The 18,202-nt window shown below is 64.9% G+C and carries 17 protein-coding genes; 6 read left to right on the top strand and 11 right to left on the bottom strand.

The window, feature by feature from the left end:
* Window positions 1-52: 52 nt before the first annotated feature.
* On the bottom strand, window positions 53-1,381 hold the full coding sequence (locus KYT87_RS23895) for a ParB/Srx family N-terminal domain-containing protein (protein WP_219990999.1): 1,329 nt from the start codon (window positions 1,379-1,381) through the stop codon (window positions 53-55).
* Window positions 1,382-1,601: 220 nt separating this feature from the next.
* On the opposite strand from KYT87_RS23895, the gene KYT87_RS23890 reads away from it, so the two are divergent.
* Window positions 1,602-2,231, top strand: coding sequence for an ankyrin repeat domain-containing protein (locus KYT87_RS23890; protein WP_255594203.1), 630 nt, complete (start codon window positions 1,602-1,604; stop codon window positions 2,229-2,231).
* A 173-nt stretch (window positions 2,232-2,404) separates the two neighbouring features.
* Here KYT87_RS23890 and KYT87_RS23885 read toward each other — a convergent pair whose 3' ends face one another.
* The gene (locus KYT87_RS23885; RefSeq protein ID WP_046806798.1) at window positions 2,405-3,511 is read right to left on the bottom strand and encodes a porin; all 1,107 of its coding nucleotides are present in this window, start codon (window positions 3,509-3,511) and stop codon (window positions 2,405-2,407) included.
* 267 nt (window positions 3,512-3,778) lie between these two features.
* On the opposite strand from KYT87_RS23885, the gene KYT87_RS23880 reads away from it, so the two are divergent.
* From KYT87_RS23880 to KYT87_RS23870, 3 genes are all read left to right on the top strand, one after another.
* A complete protein-coding gene (locus KYT87_RS23880) occupies window positions 3,779-4,432 on the top strand; it encodes an NUDIX domain-containing protein (RefSeq protein ID WP_219990997.1) in 654 nt (217 codons plus the stop codon).
* Between the two features lie 116 nt (window positions 4,433-4,548).
* A complete protein-coding gene (locus KYT87_RS23875) occupies window positions 4,549-5,457 on the top strand; it encodes a phosphoribosyltransferase family protein (RefSeq protein ID WP_219990996.1) in 909 nt (302 codons plus the stop codon).
* A gap of 13 nt (window positions 5,458-5,470) precedes the next feature.
* The gene (locus KYT87_RS23870; protein WP_104142231.1) at window positions 5,471-7,165 is read left to right on the top strand and encodes a nicotinate phosphoribosyltransferase; all 1,695 of its coding nucleotides are present in this window, start codon (window positions 5,471-5,473) and stop codon (window positions 7,163-7,165) included.
* Window positions 7,166-7,244: 79 nt separating this feature from the next.
* Here KYT87_RS23870 and KYT87_RS23865 read toward each other — a convergent pair whose 3' ends face one another.
* From KYT87_RS23865 to cyoA, 5 genes are all read right to left on the bottom strand, one after another.
* The gene (locus tag KYT87_RS23865; protein WP_104142233.1) at window positions 7,245-8,024 is read right to left on the bottom strand and encodes an SURF1 family protein; all 780 of its coding nucleotides are present in this window, start codon (window positions 8,022-8,024) and stop codon (window positions 7,245-7,247) included.
* On the bottom strand, window positions 8,024-8,473 hold the full coding sequence (gene cyoD, locus KYT87_RS23860; RefSeq protein ID WP_255444709.1) for a cytochrome o ubiquinol oxidase subunit IV: 450 nt from the start codon (window positions 8,471-8,473) through the stop codon (window positions 8,024-8,026). The genes KYT87_RS23865 and cyoD overlap by 1 nt, the downstream gene beginning before the upstream one ends.
* Complete coding sequence (gene cyoC, locus KYT87_RS23855; RefSeq protein ID WP_219990995.1) at window positions 8,470-9,111, bottom strand: cytochrome o ubiquinol oxidase subunit III; 642 nt, start codon at window positions 9,109-9,111, stop codon at window positions 8,470-8,472. Before cyoC ends, cyoD begins: the two co-directional genes overlap by 4 nt.
* A complete protein-coding gene (gene cyoB / locus KYT87_RS23850; RefSeq protein ID WP_046806792.1) occupies window positions 9,104-11,107 on the bottom strand; it encodes a cytochrome o ubiquinol oxidase subunit I in 2,004 nt (667 codons plus the stop codon). Before cyoB ends, cyoC begins: the two co-directional genes overlap by 8 nt.
* An 86-nt stretch (window positions 11,108-11,193) precedes the next feature.
* On the bottom strand, window positions 11,194-12,237 hold the full coding sequence (gene cyoA, locus KYT87_RS23845; RefSeq protein ID WP_046806791.1) for a ubiquinol oxidase subunit II: 1,044 nt from the start codon (window positions 12,235-12,237) through the stop codon (window positions 11,194-11,196).
* 221 nt (window positions 12,238-12,458) lie between these two features.
* Between cyoA and KYT87_RS23840 the strand changes: the two genes are divergently transcribed.
* Complete coding sequence (locus KYT87_RS23840; RefSeq protein ID WP_046806790.1) at window positions 12,459-13,793, top strand: MFS transporter; 1,335 nt, start codon at window positions 12,459-12,461, stop codon at window positions 13,791-13,793.
* A gap of 21 nt (window positions 13,794-13,814) precedes the next feature.
* On the opposite strand, the gene KYT87_RS23835 is transcribed toward KYT87_RS23840, so the two are convergent.
* The 3 genes from KYT87_RS23835 to KYT87_RS23825 form a co-directional block, all read right to left on the bottom strand.
* Entirely contained in the window at window positions 13,815-14,858 is a 1,044-nt protein-coding gene (locus KYT87_RS23835; protein WP_104142341.1) for a histone deacetylase family protein, read from the bottom strand.
* 46 nt (window positions 14,859-14,904) lie between these two features.
* Complete coding sequence (locus KYT87_RS23830; protein WP_219990994.1) at window positions 14,905-15,495, bottom strand: YdcF family protein; 591 nt, start codon at window positions 15,493-15,495, stop codon at window positions 14,905-14,907.
* Window positions 15,496-15,608: 113 nt separating this feature from the next.
* Complete coding sequence (locus KYT87_RS23825) at window positions 15,609-16,970, bottom strand: SH3 domain-containing protein (protein ID WP_255593484.1); 1,362 nt, start codon at window positions 16,968-16,970, stop codon at window positions 15,609-15,611.
* A gap of 153 nt (window positions 16,971-17,123) precedes the next feature.
* On the opposite strand from KYT87_RS23825, the gene KYT87_RS23820 reads away from it, so the two are divergent.
* Window positions 17,124-17,525: a hypothetical protein gene (locus KYT87_RS23820; RefSeq protein ID WP_104142344.1), complete on the top strand. Its 402-nt coding sequence runs from the start codon at window positions 17,124-17,126 to the stop codon at window positions 17,523-17,525.
* 26 nt (window positions 17,526-17,551) lie between these two features.
* Here KYT87_RS23820 and KYT87_RS23815 read toward each other — a convergent pair whose 3' ends face one another.
* Window positions 17,552-18,202 carry a hypothetical protein gene (locus tag KYT87_RS23815; RefSeq protein WP_370638730.1) on the bottom strand — a complete coding sequence of 217 codons (651 nt, stop codon included), beginning with the start codon at window positions 18,200-18,202 and terminating at the stop codon, window positions 17,552-17,554.

The following is an 18,202-nucleotide window of genomic DNA, read 5'->3' as shown; positions in this document are numbered from 1 at the left end:
CTCGGAAAGGTCGTAGAAGACGCACAAGATACTCGAATCGCGCAAAAAAAGCCTACCAGCCCCAGCACGTGCCGGCCGCCGGTTTGCCGCAATTGCGGTAATTCACCGCAAACCACAGCTTGCCGGCGTTGCGCGGCGAGCCGTCGGTCTTGACGTCTACGCGCGGCAGTTCTTCCAGCGTGTCGCGTTGGCTCTTGATGGAGACGCCCGCGGCCACGTTGGCGGCCAAGGGGATGCGCCCCAGCGTTTGCGCCTGCCGGTCGTCGAACACAATATCGGTGTCGGCCAGCGCGCCCATTTTCAACGAGGCGTCGCGAACGGCGGCGGCATAGCTGTCGTTGGCGCCGCCGGGAACCAGCGTCGAACTCAGCGTGCTGACCGCCAGGATCTGCGCGGGCGTGGCGGGCGCGGCCATCTTGTATTGGTCCAGCGCCGGCAGTTGCCCGGCCGCTACCTGGCGGCGCAGCCAGTCACCCCACAGAAACTCCGCGAACTCGGGCAGGTTGCCGTTCTGGTAGGCGATGTCGCGGGTGAAGTACACCAGCGAGCGATAGCGGTCTTCCTGCATGCCGCCGGCTTCGTCGGCGCTGGCCAGACCCAGGCGGCTGGGTAATTGGTCGACGGTGATGGGCTGGTTCTGGCCATCGCGCAGCCACGCCCGGCGTTCGTCGACCATGCGTTGCCAGAATGCGGCGGCGGTCGGCAGGCTGCTGTAGTTGGCATCCACCTTGACCCAGACGGGCAGCTTTGGGCCGCCATCGAATATCTCGCGCAACGACGAGAACGTGTGATGGCCGTCGGTCAGGTACAGGTTGCCGTCCCAGCCCACCACCACGGTTTTCAGGTTTTCCGGATGCGTGCCCGGTGCGTCCTTGCACGCGAAAGTGGCGGGCTGATCCAGCCGCGCGGCGCGGGCCGCAGCCAGGTCGGCGAATTTTTCGGCGCGTTCCACACCGCCCATGTCCTCGCAGTAGTCGTCAAACTTCTTGCCGACGGTGCGATCCAGGTAGTCCAGCTGGCGGGCGTCGTCGCCGGCCCACGAGCGGTTGAAGTCGCCTTGCCAACGGCCCAGCTTGTAGTAGATCTGGTCGTAGCCGATGGCAGCCTGCGTAGGGCGCAGGGCGTCGATGGTGACCTGGATGACGTCGCCGGCCTTGGCGTTCAGGTAGGCGGTGTTGCGCGCGGGGACGTCGGGGTCCGGGGTGGGGTCGACGACGGGCGCCGGGTCGACAGCGGGCGGCGCGCTGACGATGGGCGAGGCGGGCGCGTCGTCGTTGTCGTCGCTGCCGTTGCAGGCGGCCAGGGCCAGCGGCAGCAATGCCACGGCCAGCAGGCGAGCAAGAGGTTTCAAGGGCAGGCGGGAAGCAAAGTTGAGGGTCATGGGCGGGCCGTATTGCGGCGATCTAAAGGTATCCAATCATGACGGCGGCGTGTTTCCCCCGTATTGCACCGGCCATGACACGCCATCGATTTCCCATTCGCCAGGGGCTTGTCCATAATCGGTCCTCGATTCAGACGGGAGGATACCGGCAATGGCAACGATCAAACACTGGCGGGCCTGTTTCGTATTGGCGCTAAGCACGTTGGGCGCCGTTGGGGCAATGGGCGCGGCCAGCGGCGAGGCGCGTGCCGCGGTGGACCCGACGGCGCAATTGCGCGAGGCCGCCGCCTTGGGCCAGGCAGCGCGCGTGCGGGAATTGTTGGACCAAGGCGTGCCGCCGGACGGGCGCGACGCGCAAGGCAACACGGCGTTGCTGCGCGCCACGCAGGGCAACCACGTGGAGGCGGCGCGCGTGCTGATCGAAGCCGGCGCGGACGTGAACGCGCAAAACGGCATGCAGGACAGCGCCTACCTGCTGGCGGGCGCGCAAGGCAATCGCGAAATTCTTGAACTGACTTTGCGCCACGGCGCGGACTTGCAAAGCACCAACCGCTACGGCGGCACCGCGTTGATTCCTGCCTGCGAACGCGGGCATGTAGAGGTGGTCAGGACGCTGCTGCAAGCGGGCGCCAAGCCCGATCACGTCAATCGGCTGGGATGGACGGGCCTGCTGGAAGCCATCATTCTGGGTGACGGCGGCCCCCGGCATCAGGCGATCGTGGCCATGCTGATCGGGGCGGGCGCCGACGTGAACCTGGCGGATCGGGAGGGCGTGACGCCGTTGCGGCACGCGCGTCAGAAGGGTCAGGCCGAAATCGTTGCCCAGCTGGAACGCGCGGGCGCGCGATAGGCGGATGAAGCGCCGGGGGGCGCGGCAGGCGAAACGCAGGCAGCGCCTGCCAGGCCAAAGCAAAAAGCGGGGTGCGTCCCATCGGACTCGCCCCGCTTTTTATCGGGCTGGCGAACTGGCGTGTTATCGCGCTATCGCGCTATCGCCTGTCGCCCGGCCGTGTCATGCGTGCCTTAGAACTGATGGCGCACGCCCACGCCGGCGGCCGTGCTCTTCAGGCCGTCGATGAACGCGTAGTCCGTGCCGTACGAACCATAGGCATACAGGTTGGTGCGCTTGGACAGGTCGTAGGTGTAGCCCACGCTGTACACGTTCATGTTGGCGTCGCCGCCGGTCAGCTTGTCGTTGGACGGGGCCACGTGCTGCCACGAGGCAAACACGCTGCTGGCGCCGCCCACCGGCACGGTCGCGCCCAGCATGTAGGCGTTGGCCTTGAAGCCGTTGACGAAGCGGTTGGTGCCGAATTCATCGCTGAACGGGGTGTCGGCCGGCAGGTCCTGGCCGACGAACCAGCCGTCGGTGGTGCGGCCATAGGCGGCGGCGAGCTTCACCACTTCCAGGTCGTACGACACGCCCAACGCGTATTGGCGCGGCGTGGCGTTGCTGTCGATGTTGCCACGGTTCGAGCCGTTCAACTGGTCGTACGTCAGCGCCACGTTCAGCGGGCCCTGCACGTAGCGCAGGCCGGCCGTGATGCCGCGCGTGTTGTCGGCGGTGCGGAAACCGGTCTGGTCGGCGGTGGTGTCGTCAGCGTTAAACGAATAGCCGATGCCGAATTCAAAGCCGTTCACCGACGGGGTGCGGTACATGACCATGTTGTCCCAGCGCATGGTGTTGGCCGCGCTGAAACCCAGGCCCAGGTTCGACTGGGTGTAGCTGGTGTAGAAGGGGTCAATGTCGGCCAGGTAGTTCGAGCCGATCGTGGCTTGGCGGCCGAAGTCCAGCTGGCCCCAGGCGTCGTTGGCCAGGCCGATGGTGGCTTGGCGGCCGAACAGGCGGCCGGACTGGCCGCGTTGGCCATTGGCGGAATCAAAGCCGCTTTCCAGTTTGAACACGGCGCGCAGGCCGTCGCCCAAATCTTCGGATCCGCGCACGCCCCAACGGGAGCCGGCCTGGATGCCGTTGATCATGCCAAGCTTGCTACCGCTGTAGCCGTCGCCCTTGATCTTGTTGTAGCCAATGCCGGTGTCGATGACACCATAGAGGGTGACTGACGGTTCTGCCTGTGCAATGCCTGTGAAAGCGGTCAGCATCGCAGCGGCGAGCAGCGTCTTTTTCATCCGGGAATCTCCTGGGATTTTTGAGGGGAAAAAACAAAGGGAACACCACGCCAGGCATCAAACCCAGCGGTGTTCCCGGGCGCAAGTGTAGAACATTTACGCTATTTACCTTTGATTGCCTGGGATGTTCCGGCTATTTCGTCTAATCGGGCGGCCCTGCTGACGGCTCATGCTGCGGCCTGATGCTGGCGCCTATGTCGCCCGCCGATTGACCGCGCGCCGTCATAGTGGCATCTTGCCCCGAAGCCTTGATCTGGAAACTGCCCCGTGGACTATCCACAGCCCCTTGTGACCGTTGACGCCGTCCTGCTGACCTTGCGGGCCGGCGGCCTTGAAATTGCCTTGCACCAGCGCGACCGCGCGCCCTTCAGGGGCGCCATGGCGCTGCCGGGCGGCGTGGTGCATGCGGACGAAGACGACAGCACCGAAGCCAGCATCCGCCGGGTCCTGCGCGAAAAAACCGGCTTTGAACCGCGTTACCTGGAACAGCTACAGGTGTTCTCCGGCCCCCAGCGTGACCCCCGCCAGTGGTCCTTGTCCGTGTCATACGTGGCCTTGGTGCCGGTGGCCGAACTGGAAGCGGCGGCGGGGCAGGGCCTGCGCTTTGTCAGCGTGGACGCGTTGCCCGCGCTGGCGTTCGACCACGCCGCCATCGTGGCCGCCGCCGTGGCCCGCCTGCGCGGCAAATCCAGCTACTCGACCTTGCCCTTCTTCCTGCTGCCGGAACGCTTCACCCTGACCGAGCTCCAGCACACCTACGAAGCCATCTTGCAGACGCGGCTGGAAAAATCGAACTTCCGCAGGAAGATGGACGCCTGGGGGGTGCTGGAACCGACGGGCGATTTCGTCACCGGGGCGCAGCGCCCCGCGCGCCTGTACCGCCTGAAAGACTTCGCCCTGTTCGACCGCACAGTCGGATGACCCTGCACGCCAACACCCGCCACGCAACGCGGACTTTCAACGACATAGTTGCAAGATAACAATAAGTGCGCATATACTTGCCTCACTTAGTTTTGAAACGCCACTAAGGGCCGATCATGTTCACCATCACTGCCGTAGTAGAAGGACAACGCCAAACCGAAACGCCGACCGCGTTCGTGTTTCCCGGCGGCGAAAGCCAGGTCACGGTGCCCGCCGGCTTGCGCGCGGCGGCCGATGCCGCCACCGAGTTCCGTATCCACGCGCTGCTCAAGGCCGCCAATGACGTCATGCAGCTGCTGATGCTGACCGACGCCTTGCGCCGCCTGAATCCCGCCGTGCCGGTGCATCTGGACATGCCCTACGTGCCCTATGCCCGGCAAGACCGGGTGTGCAACCCGGGCGAGGCCCTGGGCGCGGCCGTCTTCTGCAAGCTGATCAACGACCAGCAATACGCCACCGTCACCATCACCGAACCGCACAGCGACGTTACCCCCGCGCTGTTGCAGCGCGTGCGCGTGGTGGACGCCGCCGCGTTTGTCGGCCGGGCGCTGGCGGCACCGGCCTTTGCCAAGGGCGTGACGTTGATGGCGCCCGACGCCGGCGCCCGCAAGCGGGTGCAGGCCCTGGCCAAGAAGCTGGGCGTGGCCGACGTGCGCTACGCCGAAAAAGTGCGCGACCCGCAAACGGGCCGCATCACCGAAACCCGCGTGCCCGACGACATTCCCGACCAGCCCATCCTGGTGGTGGACGACATCTGCGACGGCGGCCGCACCTTTCTGGAACTGGCGCTGGCGCTTGCCGACAAGACGCGCCAGCCGCTTTACCTGTACGTCACGCATGGCATCTTCAGCCATGGCTTGACGGCTTTGAATGAACGCTATGCCGGCGTGTTCACCGCCTACGACTGGACGTTGACCGATGGCGACGGCGCCCCGGTCTGCGTAGGCCCGGACCGCCCAACGCCTGCATCGCCGTCTTTGGCGCCCAACCCCCAGGCGTGCGCCATCCCCGCGCTTGTGAACTAAGAAGGAAACTGCCATGAATGCTCCCGACACCCTGATCGCCAAGAACGGCATCAACCCCTTCCTGCAAGCGGATTTCTACAAGACTGGCCACCCCTTCCAGTACCCCAAGGGCACCAACAAGATCCTGGCCAACTTCACGCCACGCTCGGCGCGGCTGGCGCCGGTGCTGCCCGAATTGTTCGACGACAAGATCGTCTGGTTCGGCCTGCAAGGCTTTATCAAGGAAATCTTGATCGACCTGTTCAACCGCGAATTCTTCGGCAAGCCGGCCGGCAGCGCGGTGCGCCAATACCAACGCCGCGTGGACAATGCGCTGGGCAAGGGCGCCGTCACCGTCGACCACCTGCAAGCGCTGTATGAACTGGGCTACCTGCCGCTGGAGATCCGCTCGGTGCCCGAAGGCGCCCGCGTCGACATCCGCGTGCCGCCCGTCACCTTCATCAACACGCATCCTGACTTTGCGTGGCTGGTCACCTACATCGAAACCCTGTTCAGTTGCGAATCGTGGAAGCCGTCCACGGTGGCCACCATTGCCTTTGAATACCGCAAGCTGCTGACCTATTTCGCGCGCACCACGGGCAGCCCCATGGACTTCGTGAACTGGCAGGGGCACGACTTTTCCATGCGCGGCATGTCCGGCCTGTACGACGCACGCAAGAGCGGCGCGGGCCACTTGCTGTCGTTCACCGGCACGGACACGATTCCCGCCATCGACTACCTGGAAGACATCTACGGCGCGGATTCCGATCGGGAACTGGTCGGTGGGTCGGTGCCCGCGACGGAACACTCGGTGATGTGCCTGGGCAGCAAGGAAGGCGAGATCGAAACCATTCGCCGCCTGGTCACCCAGGTGTATCCCGGCGGCATCGTGTCGGTGGTGTCCGACACCTGGGACTTCTGGCAGGTGGTGACCGATTTCGCCGCTGCGCTCAAGTCGGAAATCCTGGCGCGCACGCCCGACCCGTACGGCAATGCCAAGGTGGTGTTCCGCCCGGATTCCGGCGACCCGGTGAAGATCCTGACGGGCTATTTCTGCACCGACGTGCCGGCCGTCCAGGATGCGACGGCGCTGGCCGCCGCGCGGCGCGAAGGCTTCGAGGCGGTGCGCGACGCCGCCACCGGCAAGTACTGGCTGCTGGACGATGACGCCCGCGCCGTCCAGCCGCTGCGCGAAGCCGAGGTCAAGGGCGCGGTGCAGTGCCTGTGGGACATTTTCGGTGGTGTGGTGACGGACCGTGGCTACAAGCTGCTGGACCCGCACGTTGGCCTGATCTACGGCGATTCGATCACGCTGGCACGCGGCCGCGACATTCTTGTGCGCCTGGAAAAGAAGGGCTACGCCTCCGGCAATGTGGTGCTGGGCATTGGCTCGTACACGTACCAGTACCTGACGCGCGACACCTTCGGCTGGGCACTGAAAGCCACGTACGCCGAAGTCAACGGCGAACCCGAGGAACTGGTCAAGGACCCGGTCACGGATTCCGGCGTGAAGCGTTCGGCCAAGGGCCTGCTGCGCGTGGACGAGACCGCCACGGGTTATGAACTGCACGACCAGCAGACGCCTGAACAAGCGGCGGGCGGCGCGCTGGTGCCGGTGTTTCGCGACGGCCAGTTGCTGGTGGAACAGGACCTGGCCCAGATCCGGCAGCGGCTGCAAACGTCGTGGGTATGCCCGGAAGCCGGCAGCATTGCGTGGGCCTCGCGCTGAGCCGATAGCGTCGCCCATGAAAAAAGCCGCACGCCCGATTCGGGCAGTGCGGCTTTTTTATGGCCTGAAGAGTCGTTCGTCAGGCCTTGGCCCGCGCGCGCTTGTCTTCACGCACGAAAATCACCACGCCCACGATGATCATCAGCGCCAGCGCGTACCAGGTAATGGCATAGACGAGGTGGTTGTTCGGAAATTCCAGCACGGTCAGCCCGCCGACGGGGGCCTTGGCCGGATCGCGCCCCGGGCTGGACGCCGCGTCGGCATCGATGAAGTAGGGCGCCACGTCCGTCAGGCCGCGCGCGGCGGCAATGGCGGGCAGGTCACGCGAATACCAGAGGTTGGCGGCCGGATCGTTGTTGCGCAAAAAGCCGCTGCCGGGTTCGCCCATGCGCAGCAGGCCCGTCACGCGGCCTTCGGCGGGCGGCGGCGGGTTGGCGCCTTCTGTCTTGCGCCATTGCGGCAGCACAAACCCGCGATTGACCAGCACCGTGCCGCCATCGGCCATTTGCAAGGGCGTCATGACCCAGTAGCCGCTGCCCAGTTCGGTGGCGGCCTGCACCAGCGTCTGGCGGTCGTACTGATACGTGCCGGTGGCGGTGACGTGCCGGTATTCGGCATTGCTTGACGTCAGGCCGCGCCATTCCTGCTTGCCCGGCGCGGGGGCGGTGGGCGCGTGCGCGCGCTGCTTCACCTGCGAGATCAGCTCTTGTTTCCAGGCCAGCCGGTGCACCTGCCAGGTGCCCAGCGCGCAAAGGCCGGCGAACAGGCCGGCAGCAACCACGCCCAGGATGACCAGGGTGGTTTTGCTGCGCGGTTTACGGGGGGTGTCGCGGATAGTGGTGTCTTTTACTGCTGCCATCAGGGCATATTCCGCATGTCGTGTGTGGACATGGGCATCATATTGGAGTTCAAGTGATACATGATCCAGATTGATCCGCTGAGCGTGATTACGACCAGCACCAGCGTGAATATTAACGCCAACATGTTCCAGCCGCTTTCGGACTTGGTGTCCATGTGCAGGAAGTAGATGATGTGGACCACGATCTGCACCACGGCAAACGCCAGGATCACCAGCGCCGTCGTGCGCGAACTGGGAAACACGCGGTTCATGACCAGCCAGAACGGAATGGCGGTCAGGATGGCCGCCAGGATGAAGCCGGTGACATAGCTTTTCAGCGTGCCATGGCCGGCGCCGTCATCGTCGTCGTGGTGGTCATGGCCGCCGCCGTGGCCATGGCCGTGGTCATGCCCGTGGCCGTGGCCATGCAGCCCACGATCAGCCAGGTTGTCCATGTGCGACGTCGTCATGGCAGCACTCCCATCAGGTACACGAAGGTGAACACGCCCACCCAGATCAGGTCCAGGAAGTGCCAGAACATCGACAGGCACATCAGGCGGCGGCGGTTCTCGGGGATCAGGCCATGCATCCGCACCTGGATCATCATCGTCACCAGCCACACGATGCCGAACGTGACATGCAGCCCGTGCGTGCCCACCAGCGTGAAGAACGCCGACAGGAAGGCGCTGCGCTGCGGCCCCGCGCCCTGGTGGATCAGGTGCGCGAATTCGTAGATTTCCAGCGACAGAAAGCCCAGCCCGAGCAGGCCCGTCACCGCCAGCCACAGCTGCGTGGCGCCGATGTGGTTGCGCCGCATCTCCAGCATGGCAAAGCCGTAGGTAATGGACGACAACAGCAGCAGCGACGTGTTCACCGCCACCAGCGGCAGGTCGAACAGGTCGGCGCCGGATGGCCCGGCCGCGTAGCTGCGCCCCAGCACGCCGTAGGTGGCGAACAGGCACGCGAAGATGAGGCAATCGCTCATCAGATAGACCCAGAACCCAAGCAGCGTGCCGTTCTTGGGATGGTGTTCGCCCGGCACGTAGAACACGGGCTCTTGCGGCGGCGCGGCGCCGCCTTGCAGGGTGGGGGCCAAGGTATCAGACATGATTCGCTAACAACCTCGTGCGGGCGGCCTCTTCGCGCACGACCTCATCGGCCGGCACGTAGTAGTCGCGCTTGTAGTTGAAGGTATGAATGATGGACACCAGGATCAGCGCCACGAAAGACAGCACGGCCAGCGGCCACATGTGCCAGATCAGCGCAAAGCCCATCACCACGCTGATGCCCGCCAGCACGATGCCGGCCCAGGTGTTCTTGGGCATGTGGATGGGGATGAAGCCTTGCTGCGGCCGTTCGTAGCCGTGCTGTTTCATCTGCCACCAGGCGTCCAGGTCATGCACGCGCGGTGTGAAGGCAAAGTTGTATTGCGGCGGCGGCGACGACGTGGACCATTCCAGCGTGCGGCCGTCCCAGGGGTCGCCGGTGAAGTCGCGCAGTTGGTCGCGGCGGCGATAGCTGACGATCAGCTGGATGATGAAGCTGGCGATGCCGCAGGCAATCAGCAAGGCGCCGACCGCCGCGATCTGAAACCAGATTTGCAGCGACATGTCTTCAAAGTGATTCACGCGGCGCGTCACCCCCATCAGGCCCAGCACATACAGCGGCATGAAGGCTACGTAGAAGCCCACCAGCCAGAACCAGAACGAGCACTTGCCCCAGAACGGGTCCAGCTTGTAGCCGAAGGCTTTCGGGAACCAGTAGGTAATGCCGGCCATCAAGCCGAACAGCACGCCGCCGATGATCACGTTATGAAAGTGCGCGATCAGGAACAGGCTGTTGTGCAGCGCGAAGTCCGCGGGCGGCACCGCCAGCAGCACACCGGTCATACCGCCGATCACGAAGGTGACCATGAAGCCCAGCGTCCACAGCATGGGGACTTCAAAACGGATGCGGCCGCGATACATGGTGAACAGCCAGTTGAAGATCTTGGCCCCGGTCGGGATCGAGATGATCATGGTGGTGATCCCGAAGAACGAGTTCACGCTGGCCCCGGACCCCATGGTGAAGAAGTGGTGCAGCCAAACCAGGTACGACAGCACCGTGATCACGACGGTGGCGTACACCATGGACGCATAGCCGAACAGGCGCTTGCGGCAGAACGTGGCCACCACTTCAGAGAAGATGCCGAAGGCCGGCAGGATCAGGATGTAGACCTCGGGGTGGCCCCAGATCCAGATCAGGTTCACGTACATCATGGCGTTGCCGCCGAAGTCCGCCGTGAAAAAGTTGGTGCCCACGTAGCGGTCCATGGACAGCAGCGCCAGCACCGCCGTCAGCACGGGGAAGGCCGCCACGATCAGCACGTTGGTGCACAGCGCGGTCCACGTGAAGATGGGCATGCGCATCATCTTCATGCCGGGCGCGCGCATTTTCACGATGGTGACCAGCAGGTTCACGCCGGATAGCAGGGTTCCCACCCCGGCAATCTGCAACGCCCATATGTAGTAATCGACCCCGACATCCGGACTGTGCAGGATGCCGGACAGCGGGGGATACGCCAGCCAGCCGGTGCGCGCGAATTCCCCCACGAACAGCGACATCATCACCAGGATCACGCCGCCCGTCGTCATCCAGAAACTGAAGTTGTTCAAGAACGGAAAAGCCACGTCGCGCGCGCCGATCTGTAGCGGCACGATGTAGTTCATCAATCCCGTGACCAGCGGCATGGCCACGAAGAAAATCATGATCACGCCGTGCGCGGTAAAGATCTGGTCGTAGTGGTGCGGCGGCAGATAACCGGTGGAATCGCCGAACGCCACAGCCTGCTGCAAGCGCATCATGATGGCGTCGGCAAAGCCGCGCAGCAGCATGACGATGCCCAGGATCACATACATGATCCCGATTTTCTTGTGGTCGATGCTGGTGAACCATTCATGCCACAGGTAGCCCCACTTCTTGTAGTAGGTGATGGACCCGAGCACCACGATGCCCACGATGGCCACCATGAAAAACGTGGCGATCAGGATGGGCTCGTGGTAGGGGATGGCGTCCCAGGTCAGGCGACCGAAGATCAGCTTGGTGAGGTCTGGTTGATCAGGCATCTTGATTCCAGCGTAAAAACCACGATTTCATGAAACCCTGCGTCATCCGATGTGCGGTGCGGACGGCGCGGACCGCGCGCATGCCGCTACAACACCAGCCCTTCGGTGGACGTGCACATGGCGCCCACATACTTGCGCGGCTTGGTGTCGGTCAGGCCCAGCCGTTCGCGCGTTTGCGCGTCCAGCGTGGTGACGTTGAGCGCGCCCGGTATGCCCATGCCGCCTTGCGCGTCGATGGCCATGGCGTCTTTCATGCACATGCGGTTGCCTTCGACGCAGCGGTTCACAATGGCGTCGAACAGGCCGGGTGCGACCGAGGCGTAGTGTTGGATGGGGTTGCGTTCGCTGGGCTGCTCAAGCTTCAGGTAGGCATCGCGCGTCAGCCGCTGGGTAGAGGCGCGCGTGTCGGCCACCCACTTGTCAAAGCCCTGCTGGTCCAGCCCATGGAACTTGAAGCGCATGCCCGAGAAGCCCGAGCCGCTGTAGTTGGCCGACAGCCCTTCGTATTCGCCGGGGTGGTTGATGACCGCGTGCAAGGTCGTCTGCATGCCGGGCATGGCGTAGATCTGGCCGGCCAGCGCGGGCACGAAGAATGAATTCATCACCGACGACGAGGTGATCTTGAACTGGATGGGGCGGTCAACGGGCGCCGCCATTTCGTTGACGGCGGCGATGCCTTGTTCGGGGTACAGGAACAGCCACTTCCAGTCCAGCGCCACCACTTCGACCACCAGCGGCTTGGTGCCCGTGGGCACCTCGCGGCCTTCGGACAGGCGGGCAAGCGGGCGGTAGGGATCCAGCTGGTGGGTACTGACCCAGGTCAACGCGCCCAGCGCGATGATGATGAGCAGCGGCGCCGCCCAGATCAGAAGCTCCAGCATGGTGGAGTGGTTCCATTCCGGATCGTAGTGAGCCTCTTTGTTGCTGGCCCGATAGCGCCACGCAAACAGAAAGGTCAGGAAGATCACCGGCACGATGATCAGCAGCATCAAGCCGGTTGAAATGATGATCAGATTACGCTGTTGAAGCGCGACATCGCCCGAGGGCGACAGCAGCACTGCATTGCATCCAGCGAGCAATGGCAGGGCGGTAATCAGGATCAATCCGCGGAGCCTGGTGATGGACAACATAGCCATACCTCGAAACGTAACCGTGGGAGGTAAACGCAACACTACGCTGGAAGCCGCGAAAAATCTAGGGTAAAAAGAACAAAAGTGTGCGCGGCAAGGCGTGCGCGGCAGGGCGCTATCCCAATGCGGGCGCGGCTTGGCGGGCAGCAACGTTGCGTTGCACTGGCATGTTGCAAGATCGTAGACAAGGCGGTTTCGAACTTCCTACAGTGAGCACATCCATGTCGACCTCCACGCAGTATCCCGGTCATGCCCCTTCCGTTCCCGGCCCGGGGGCACCGTCCGGCGGGGCCAGCCATGCCAAGGTGGCTCCTGGCGAAATCGCCGTCGGCGTGGTGGTGGGGCGCGCATCCGAATACTTCGATTTTTTCGTGTTCGGCATCGCTTGCGTGCTGGTCTTTCCCCGAGTCTTTTTCCCCTTTGAAGCACCGCTTGAAGGCACGCTGTGGTCCTTCGTGATCTTCTCGTTTGCGTTCATCATGCGGCCCATCGGCACGGCGCTGTCGATGGCGGTGCAGCGGCGTTGGGGCCGCGCCACAAAATTGACGGTTGCGCTGTTTGTGTTGGGCACGGCCACGGTAGGCATGGCGTTTCTGCCCAGCTACGAAACCATCGGCGCGCACGCCATCACCTTGCTTGCCGTATTTCGCTGCCTGCAAGGGTTGGCCTTCGGTGGCTCGTGGGATGGGCTGCCGTCGTTGCTGGCGTTGAACGCGCCGCCCAATCGGCGTGGCTGGTATTCGATGATGGGGCAGTTGGGCGCACCGGTCGGCTTCCTGGTCGCCAGCGCGTTGTTCCTGTATTTGCACGTCACGCTGACGCAGGCCGACTTCATCGAATGGGGCTGGCGCTATCCGTTCTTCGTGGCGTTCGCCATCAACGTGGTGGCGCTGTTCGCGCGGCTGCGCCTGGTCGTCACCGAGGAATACACGCAGCTGCTTGAAGAAGGCGAACTGGAACCCATCAGCATCACCGAGATGCTGCGTTCACAAGGCTACAACCTGTTCATCGGCGCGTTCGCGGCGCTGGCCAGCTATGCGCTGTTCCACCTTGTCACCGTGTTCCCGCTGTCGTGGATTGCGATCAGCGCCACGCAACAGATTACCGACGTGCTGATTGTGCAGATCTTTGGCGCGGTGCTGGGCATCCTGGGCACGGTGGCTTCCGGCTGGTTGGCCGACCGCATCGGCCGGCGCACCACGCTGGGCATGCTGGCGGTGGCGATCGGCATCTTTGCGCTGTTCGCACCGTGGCTGCTGGGCGGCGGGCCGGTGGGGCAGGACGCCTTCATCCTGATCGGCTTCGCGTTGCTGGGCTTGTCGTATGGACAGGCGTCTGGCACCGTCACGGCAAACTTCACGCGCCGCTTCCGCTACACGGGCGCCGCGCTTACGTCGGACATGGCGTGGCTGGTCGGCGCGGCATTCGCGCCGGTGGTTGCGCTGGGCTTGTCGGCCCGCTTCGGCCTGGTGGCCGTCAGCGTCTACCTGCTGTCGGGCGCGGCATGCACCTTGCTGGCATTGCGCATCAACAAGGTGCTGGAAACGCGGGATTGATCCTTCGGCCGGGGGCTTTTTTCAGCCCCCGAATCCTTCCAGCACGTTCGCCACGTTGATGCCTACGTCGGCCACGGCATAGCCGCCTTCCATCGTGAAAACGGTTGGCAGGCCCAGGCTGGCCAGCGCCTGGCCGACGGCCAGATAGTCCGCGCTTTTCAGCTTGAATGTCGAGATCGGATCACCTTCGTAGGTGTCCACGCCTAGCGCGACCACGACCGCGTCGGCCTTGAACGCTTGCACGGCGGCAAGCCCTTGTTGCAGCGCTTGCATCCAGGTGGCGAAGTCGGTGCCCGCGGGCAGCGGCAAATTCAGGTTGGCCCCAAAGCCCGCGCCTTCGCCTGCTTCGTCGGCATAGCCCAGAAAGAAGGGGTATTCGGTGGTTGGGTCGCCATGGATCGACACCGTCAACACGTCGCCGCGTTCGTAGAAGATGCTTTGCGTGCCGTTGCCGTGGTGGTAGTCCACATCCAGAATCGCCACGCGCGCGGCGCCCGCTTCGCGCAGGGCTTGCGCGGCCAGTGCGGCGTTGTTCAGGAAGCAGTAACCGCCGAAGAAATCAGCGCCGGCATGGTGGCCGGGCGGGCGCGTCAAGGCCATGGCGGCACGCGGGCCGCCAGCGGGGGTGACGGCGCGCGCGGCGTCGATGGCGCAAGCCGCGCCGGCGGTGGCCGCCACCCAGGTGCCCGCCGTCAACGGACAGCCGCTATCAAACGAAAACAGCCCGACGCGGGCGGCGAAATTGGTGGGTTCGATATCGTGGCGAAAGCCGCGCACCGGCCAGACGGAAGGCAGGATGTCAATGTCCGCGTTGGCCGGATCCAGCGCCACCCAGTCTTGCCAGGCTCGGGCCAGAAAATCCACGTAGCGCGGCGTGTGCACGCGCTTGATCAGGTCCATGTCGGGCGCGGACGGCGCACGCAGTTCGCCGATGCCACGCTGGCGCAGCGCGTCCAGCACAAAGGTCAGCCGGGCCGGCGTTTCGTGGCAGGGCACCAGCTTGCCCCGGAACATTTCGTGGCGACCGGCGTGTTGGTCATGGACGGGGTTGTGGAAAATCAGCACGGGGTCGGTCCTTGAATGGCGGGGCAATGGCAGGTGGCGGTGGTCACTATAGCGGGCGCAGCGCATACCACGCCACGGCCGGCAGTTCTCGAAATAGGGAATAAATATCGCGCCATTCAAAGAAGCGCGGATAGCCGCCGCTGACGTCCGCCACGCCATGGCGGCGCAAGGCCAGCATGGTGCGGGGGACGTGGAAATACTGCGTCACGACCAGCGCGCGGGTATAGCCGTGTTCGCGCATGTAGGCGCCGGCATGGCGCGCGGTGGCCCAGGAATTGTCGCCCGCGCTGTCCGTCACGATGCGGTCGCTGGGCACGCCGCGTGCCAACAGGTAGCCGCGCATCACGGCGGCCTCGTCGGCCCCGGCCGGGTCTATGCCACCGCTGACGAACAGGGTGTGGCATTGCTCGGCCGCGTAGCAGTCATAGGCGCGATCCAGTCGGGCCGCTAGCCGTGGCGAGGGCTGGCCGTTGGGCAGCACGGTGTTGCCCAGCACGATGGCGACGTCGGCGGGGCGGGCTTGGGTGGACAGGCCAGTAAGCAGGCCAGTTGCGGCCAGGGCGGCGGCCAGCAGAACGGCGCCCAGCAAAACGGCGGCAAGCAATAAGGCGGCCACGCGGCCGGCGCGGCGGGGCATTGCAGACTTCGAAGTCCGGTCCGAAGCCGGGGCCGGCTTATCGCCCGAATGGCCGCGATCAGCGCGAGGAAAGGTCACGGGTCGGGACGCTGTGGTGGATGATGAACGCGCGGCTACTGCGCGGCGGGCGGCCGTTTCGGCAGCGGGTAATCAAAGCGGACGTCGTTGGACACGATGGGCGCGGCAAGATTGCCCGGGTCGGTCAGGACGGCGGCGGCGCGGTACTTGCCGGGCGCAAGGGCGGGCAGGAACGGCACGCTGCCATAGCCGTTGTCGTTCAGCAGGTAAGCCGGTTTTCCATCTTCACCGGCGGCCCACACGACCGGGTCGCGCGCCAAGCCCAGCGGGTTGGCGGGGTGCAGCGTGTCGCCCTCACGCTGGTACAGCGGGTGCACGATGCGCTCGCCCTGCGCGTTGGTCAACAGCAGCCACACGCGCGGCGCGTTCAGGGCAACGGGCCCGTCGCCATGGTTGGCCACGCTGACCATGAACTGCCCGCCGTCTTCGCCATTCCAATCGGCCAGCGTGTCGGCAAGCTCAAGCGTCAGCCTGTCTTTCGGCGACGGCGTTGCCAGCCGATGCTTGTCGACGCGCAGATCGCCGTAGCGCACCCATTTCAGCACCGTGCCCGCCGTCTTGTCGGCGTAGCGCACTTGCAGCCAGTCGGGCGGGCGCAGCGCGACGACGTCCAGGTGTTCGCCTTCAGCGGCGGTCGTGCCGGGCCGGGCGTTGACGTCCGGCGTGTCGTACAGGTCCAGCCGGCTGACCGGCACCGTGCCGCCCTCCAGCGGCGATCCTTCGCCCTCGATGTCGATGCGGTCGATGGCGCCGTCTTCCCGAAAACGGTAGGTCAGTTCGGCAGCCTCGCTCTCCAGCGCGAACAGCGCCTGGGTGCCCCACGATGTGGCGCGCACGGTGCCGTCGGGGCGCAGCACGTAGTCTTCAAAGCCATTGCTGGCGGCGCCGTAGCGGCAGGCCACGTGAATCACAGGCTGCTTGTCGTCAATGACCGGGTTGACGAAGCCTTTGCAGGGGCTGGCGTTGTCGGGGTGGGCAATTTCCTGGTAGCCGCGGCGATCCGGCTGGTACAGGAACAGGCGGGCGAAAAGCTGCGTGCTGCCGCCGCTTTGCCCCAGGATCAGGTCGCGGTAGCCGTCGTGGTTGATGTCCACGGCCTGCACCTGGTCCACGGTGTCGTCATCGAAGGTGGCCAGCGGCTGGAGGGGGCCGTCGCCCACGCGTACGCTCGCTTGCTGCGTATCGCCATTGCCCAGAGAGATCACGGCCGCCAGCCCGGGCTTGATGACAATGGGAAAGTCTCGCCGGGCGGCCGGGGAAGAAGTCCCGGACGCGGCCTGGGCAAGAATCTGCGGCTGGGTACGCGTTTGGTCCTGAACCTGGGTCTGTGCCCAGGCCCCGGCCTGCGGCTGTACCGCCATCGTGGCCAGTGAGGCCGCCAGCAAAATCCGTTTCACGCGCCTCTCCCCACCTGGAACAAGGGGGGGAATATACCGCAGCGCCGTGCGGGAAAACGATCAGCGCGCGGCGCAAGCCGGCTTGCCATCTTGAGTAGAATTGACCGTCTGGAGTTGCTGCCGGTCTTATCGGCCCACGCGTGCCTGTCCGCCATGAACGTTGCCTTTCCCATCCGCCAAGAATGTCCGCCGGGCGCCTGTATGTGCGACCGCGACGCGCTGTTGGCGGACCCGGCGGCCGATATCCGCATCCTGCGGCTGACCAAGGAAGAAGAAAAACGCCTGGTCGCGCGCCTGGAAAACATCACCAGCCTGGAAGACCTGCGTGCCATGCAGGGACGTATCCAGGCGCAGCTGGGCATCGTGATCGTCATCACGCCCAGCGATAACGAGGTGCGTACGTCACGGGGGATTTCTATCCAGCTGCAAGAGGCGCCCGGGCTGTGCCGCAAGACGCGCACCGCGCTGCCCGCCGCCATCCGGCGCGGCTTCGACAACAAACCGGAAATTGTCTACGCGCTGCTGAACGAGCGCGACCTGCTCAGCGGCACCTGATCAAGACGCCTGATCACCACGCCTGATCACGACGCCTTGCACGGCGCCAGCGGTACCACCGCCGACGGAGAGCGGCCCGCTTCGGGGCGCGTGGCCGGCTTGCCGCTTTGCCTGACCGGATAGCCCAGGATCACCGCGCTGCCGGCTTCCAGCCGCGCCGAGGCGGGCGACCCATATGCCACCGTCCAACCGCGCACGGCCAGTGGCGCCAAGGTGTATTGCATGGCCGAGCCCGGCGATACGTGGGCCACCTTGCCCGCGAACAGCTCGTGTTGCGGCTTCGGTTTGCCGTCGACCAGGGTGTAGGTGACGATGCGGTCCAGCGCGGCCGATTCGTCGTGCCGCGCCAGGATGGCGGTTTTGTATTTGCCGGGCGGGATGTCGGCCAGGCTGAGATTGAGAGGCTCGGTCGCGTGGCCCGCCGCGTCCAGGCGCACGCCGGAGACATCCACGCGCACCAGCGGCGCATCGCCCACATTGCGCACGCGCACGCTGTATTGGCCCGAGGTGCCGGTGGTGATGCAGACGTCCACGCCCAGCGGGTTCGGCTTGGGCGGCGCGGCGGCGTCGGCCAGCGCCACGGCTGGCAGCAGGCAAACCACGGCCAACCAGGCGGACAAGCCAGGCAGGCCTGGCTTGTTCGAGGGTGAGACGGGTGGGACCGATCGGGTGGGCAC

It is taken from the genome of Achromobacter sp. ES-001, from assembly GCF_019448355.1.
GTDB lineage: Bacteria > Pseudomonadota > Gammaproteobacteria > Burkholderiales > Burkholderiaceae_B > Achromobacter > Achromobacter spanius_B.
This window is presented reverse-complemented; position numbering and strand designations above follow the sequence as displayed.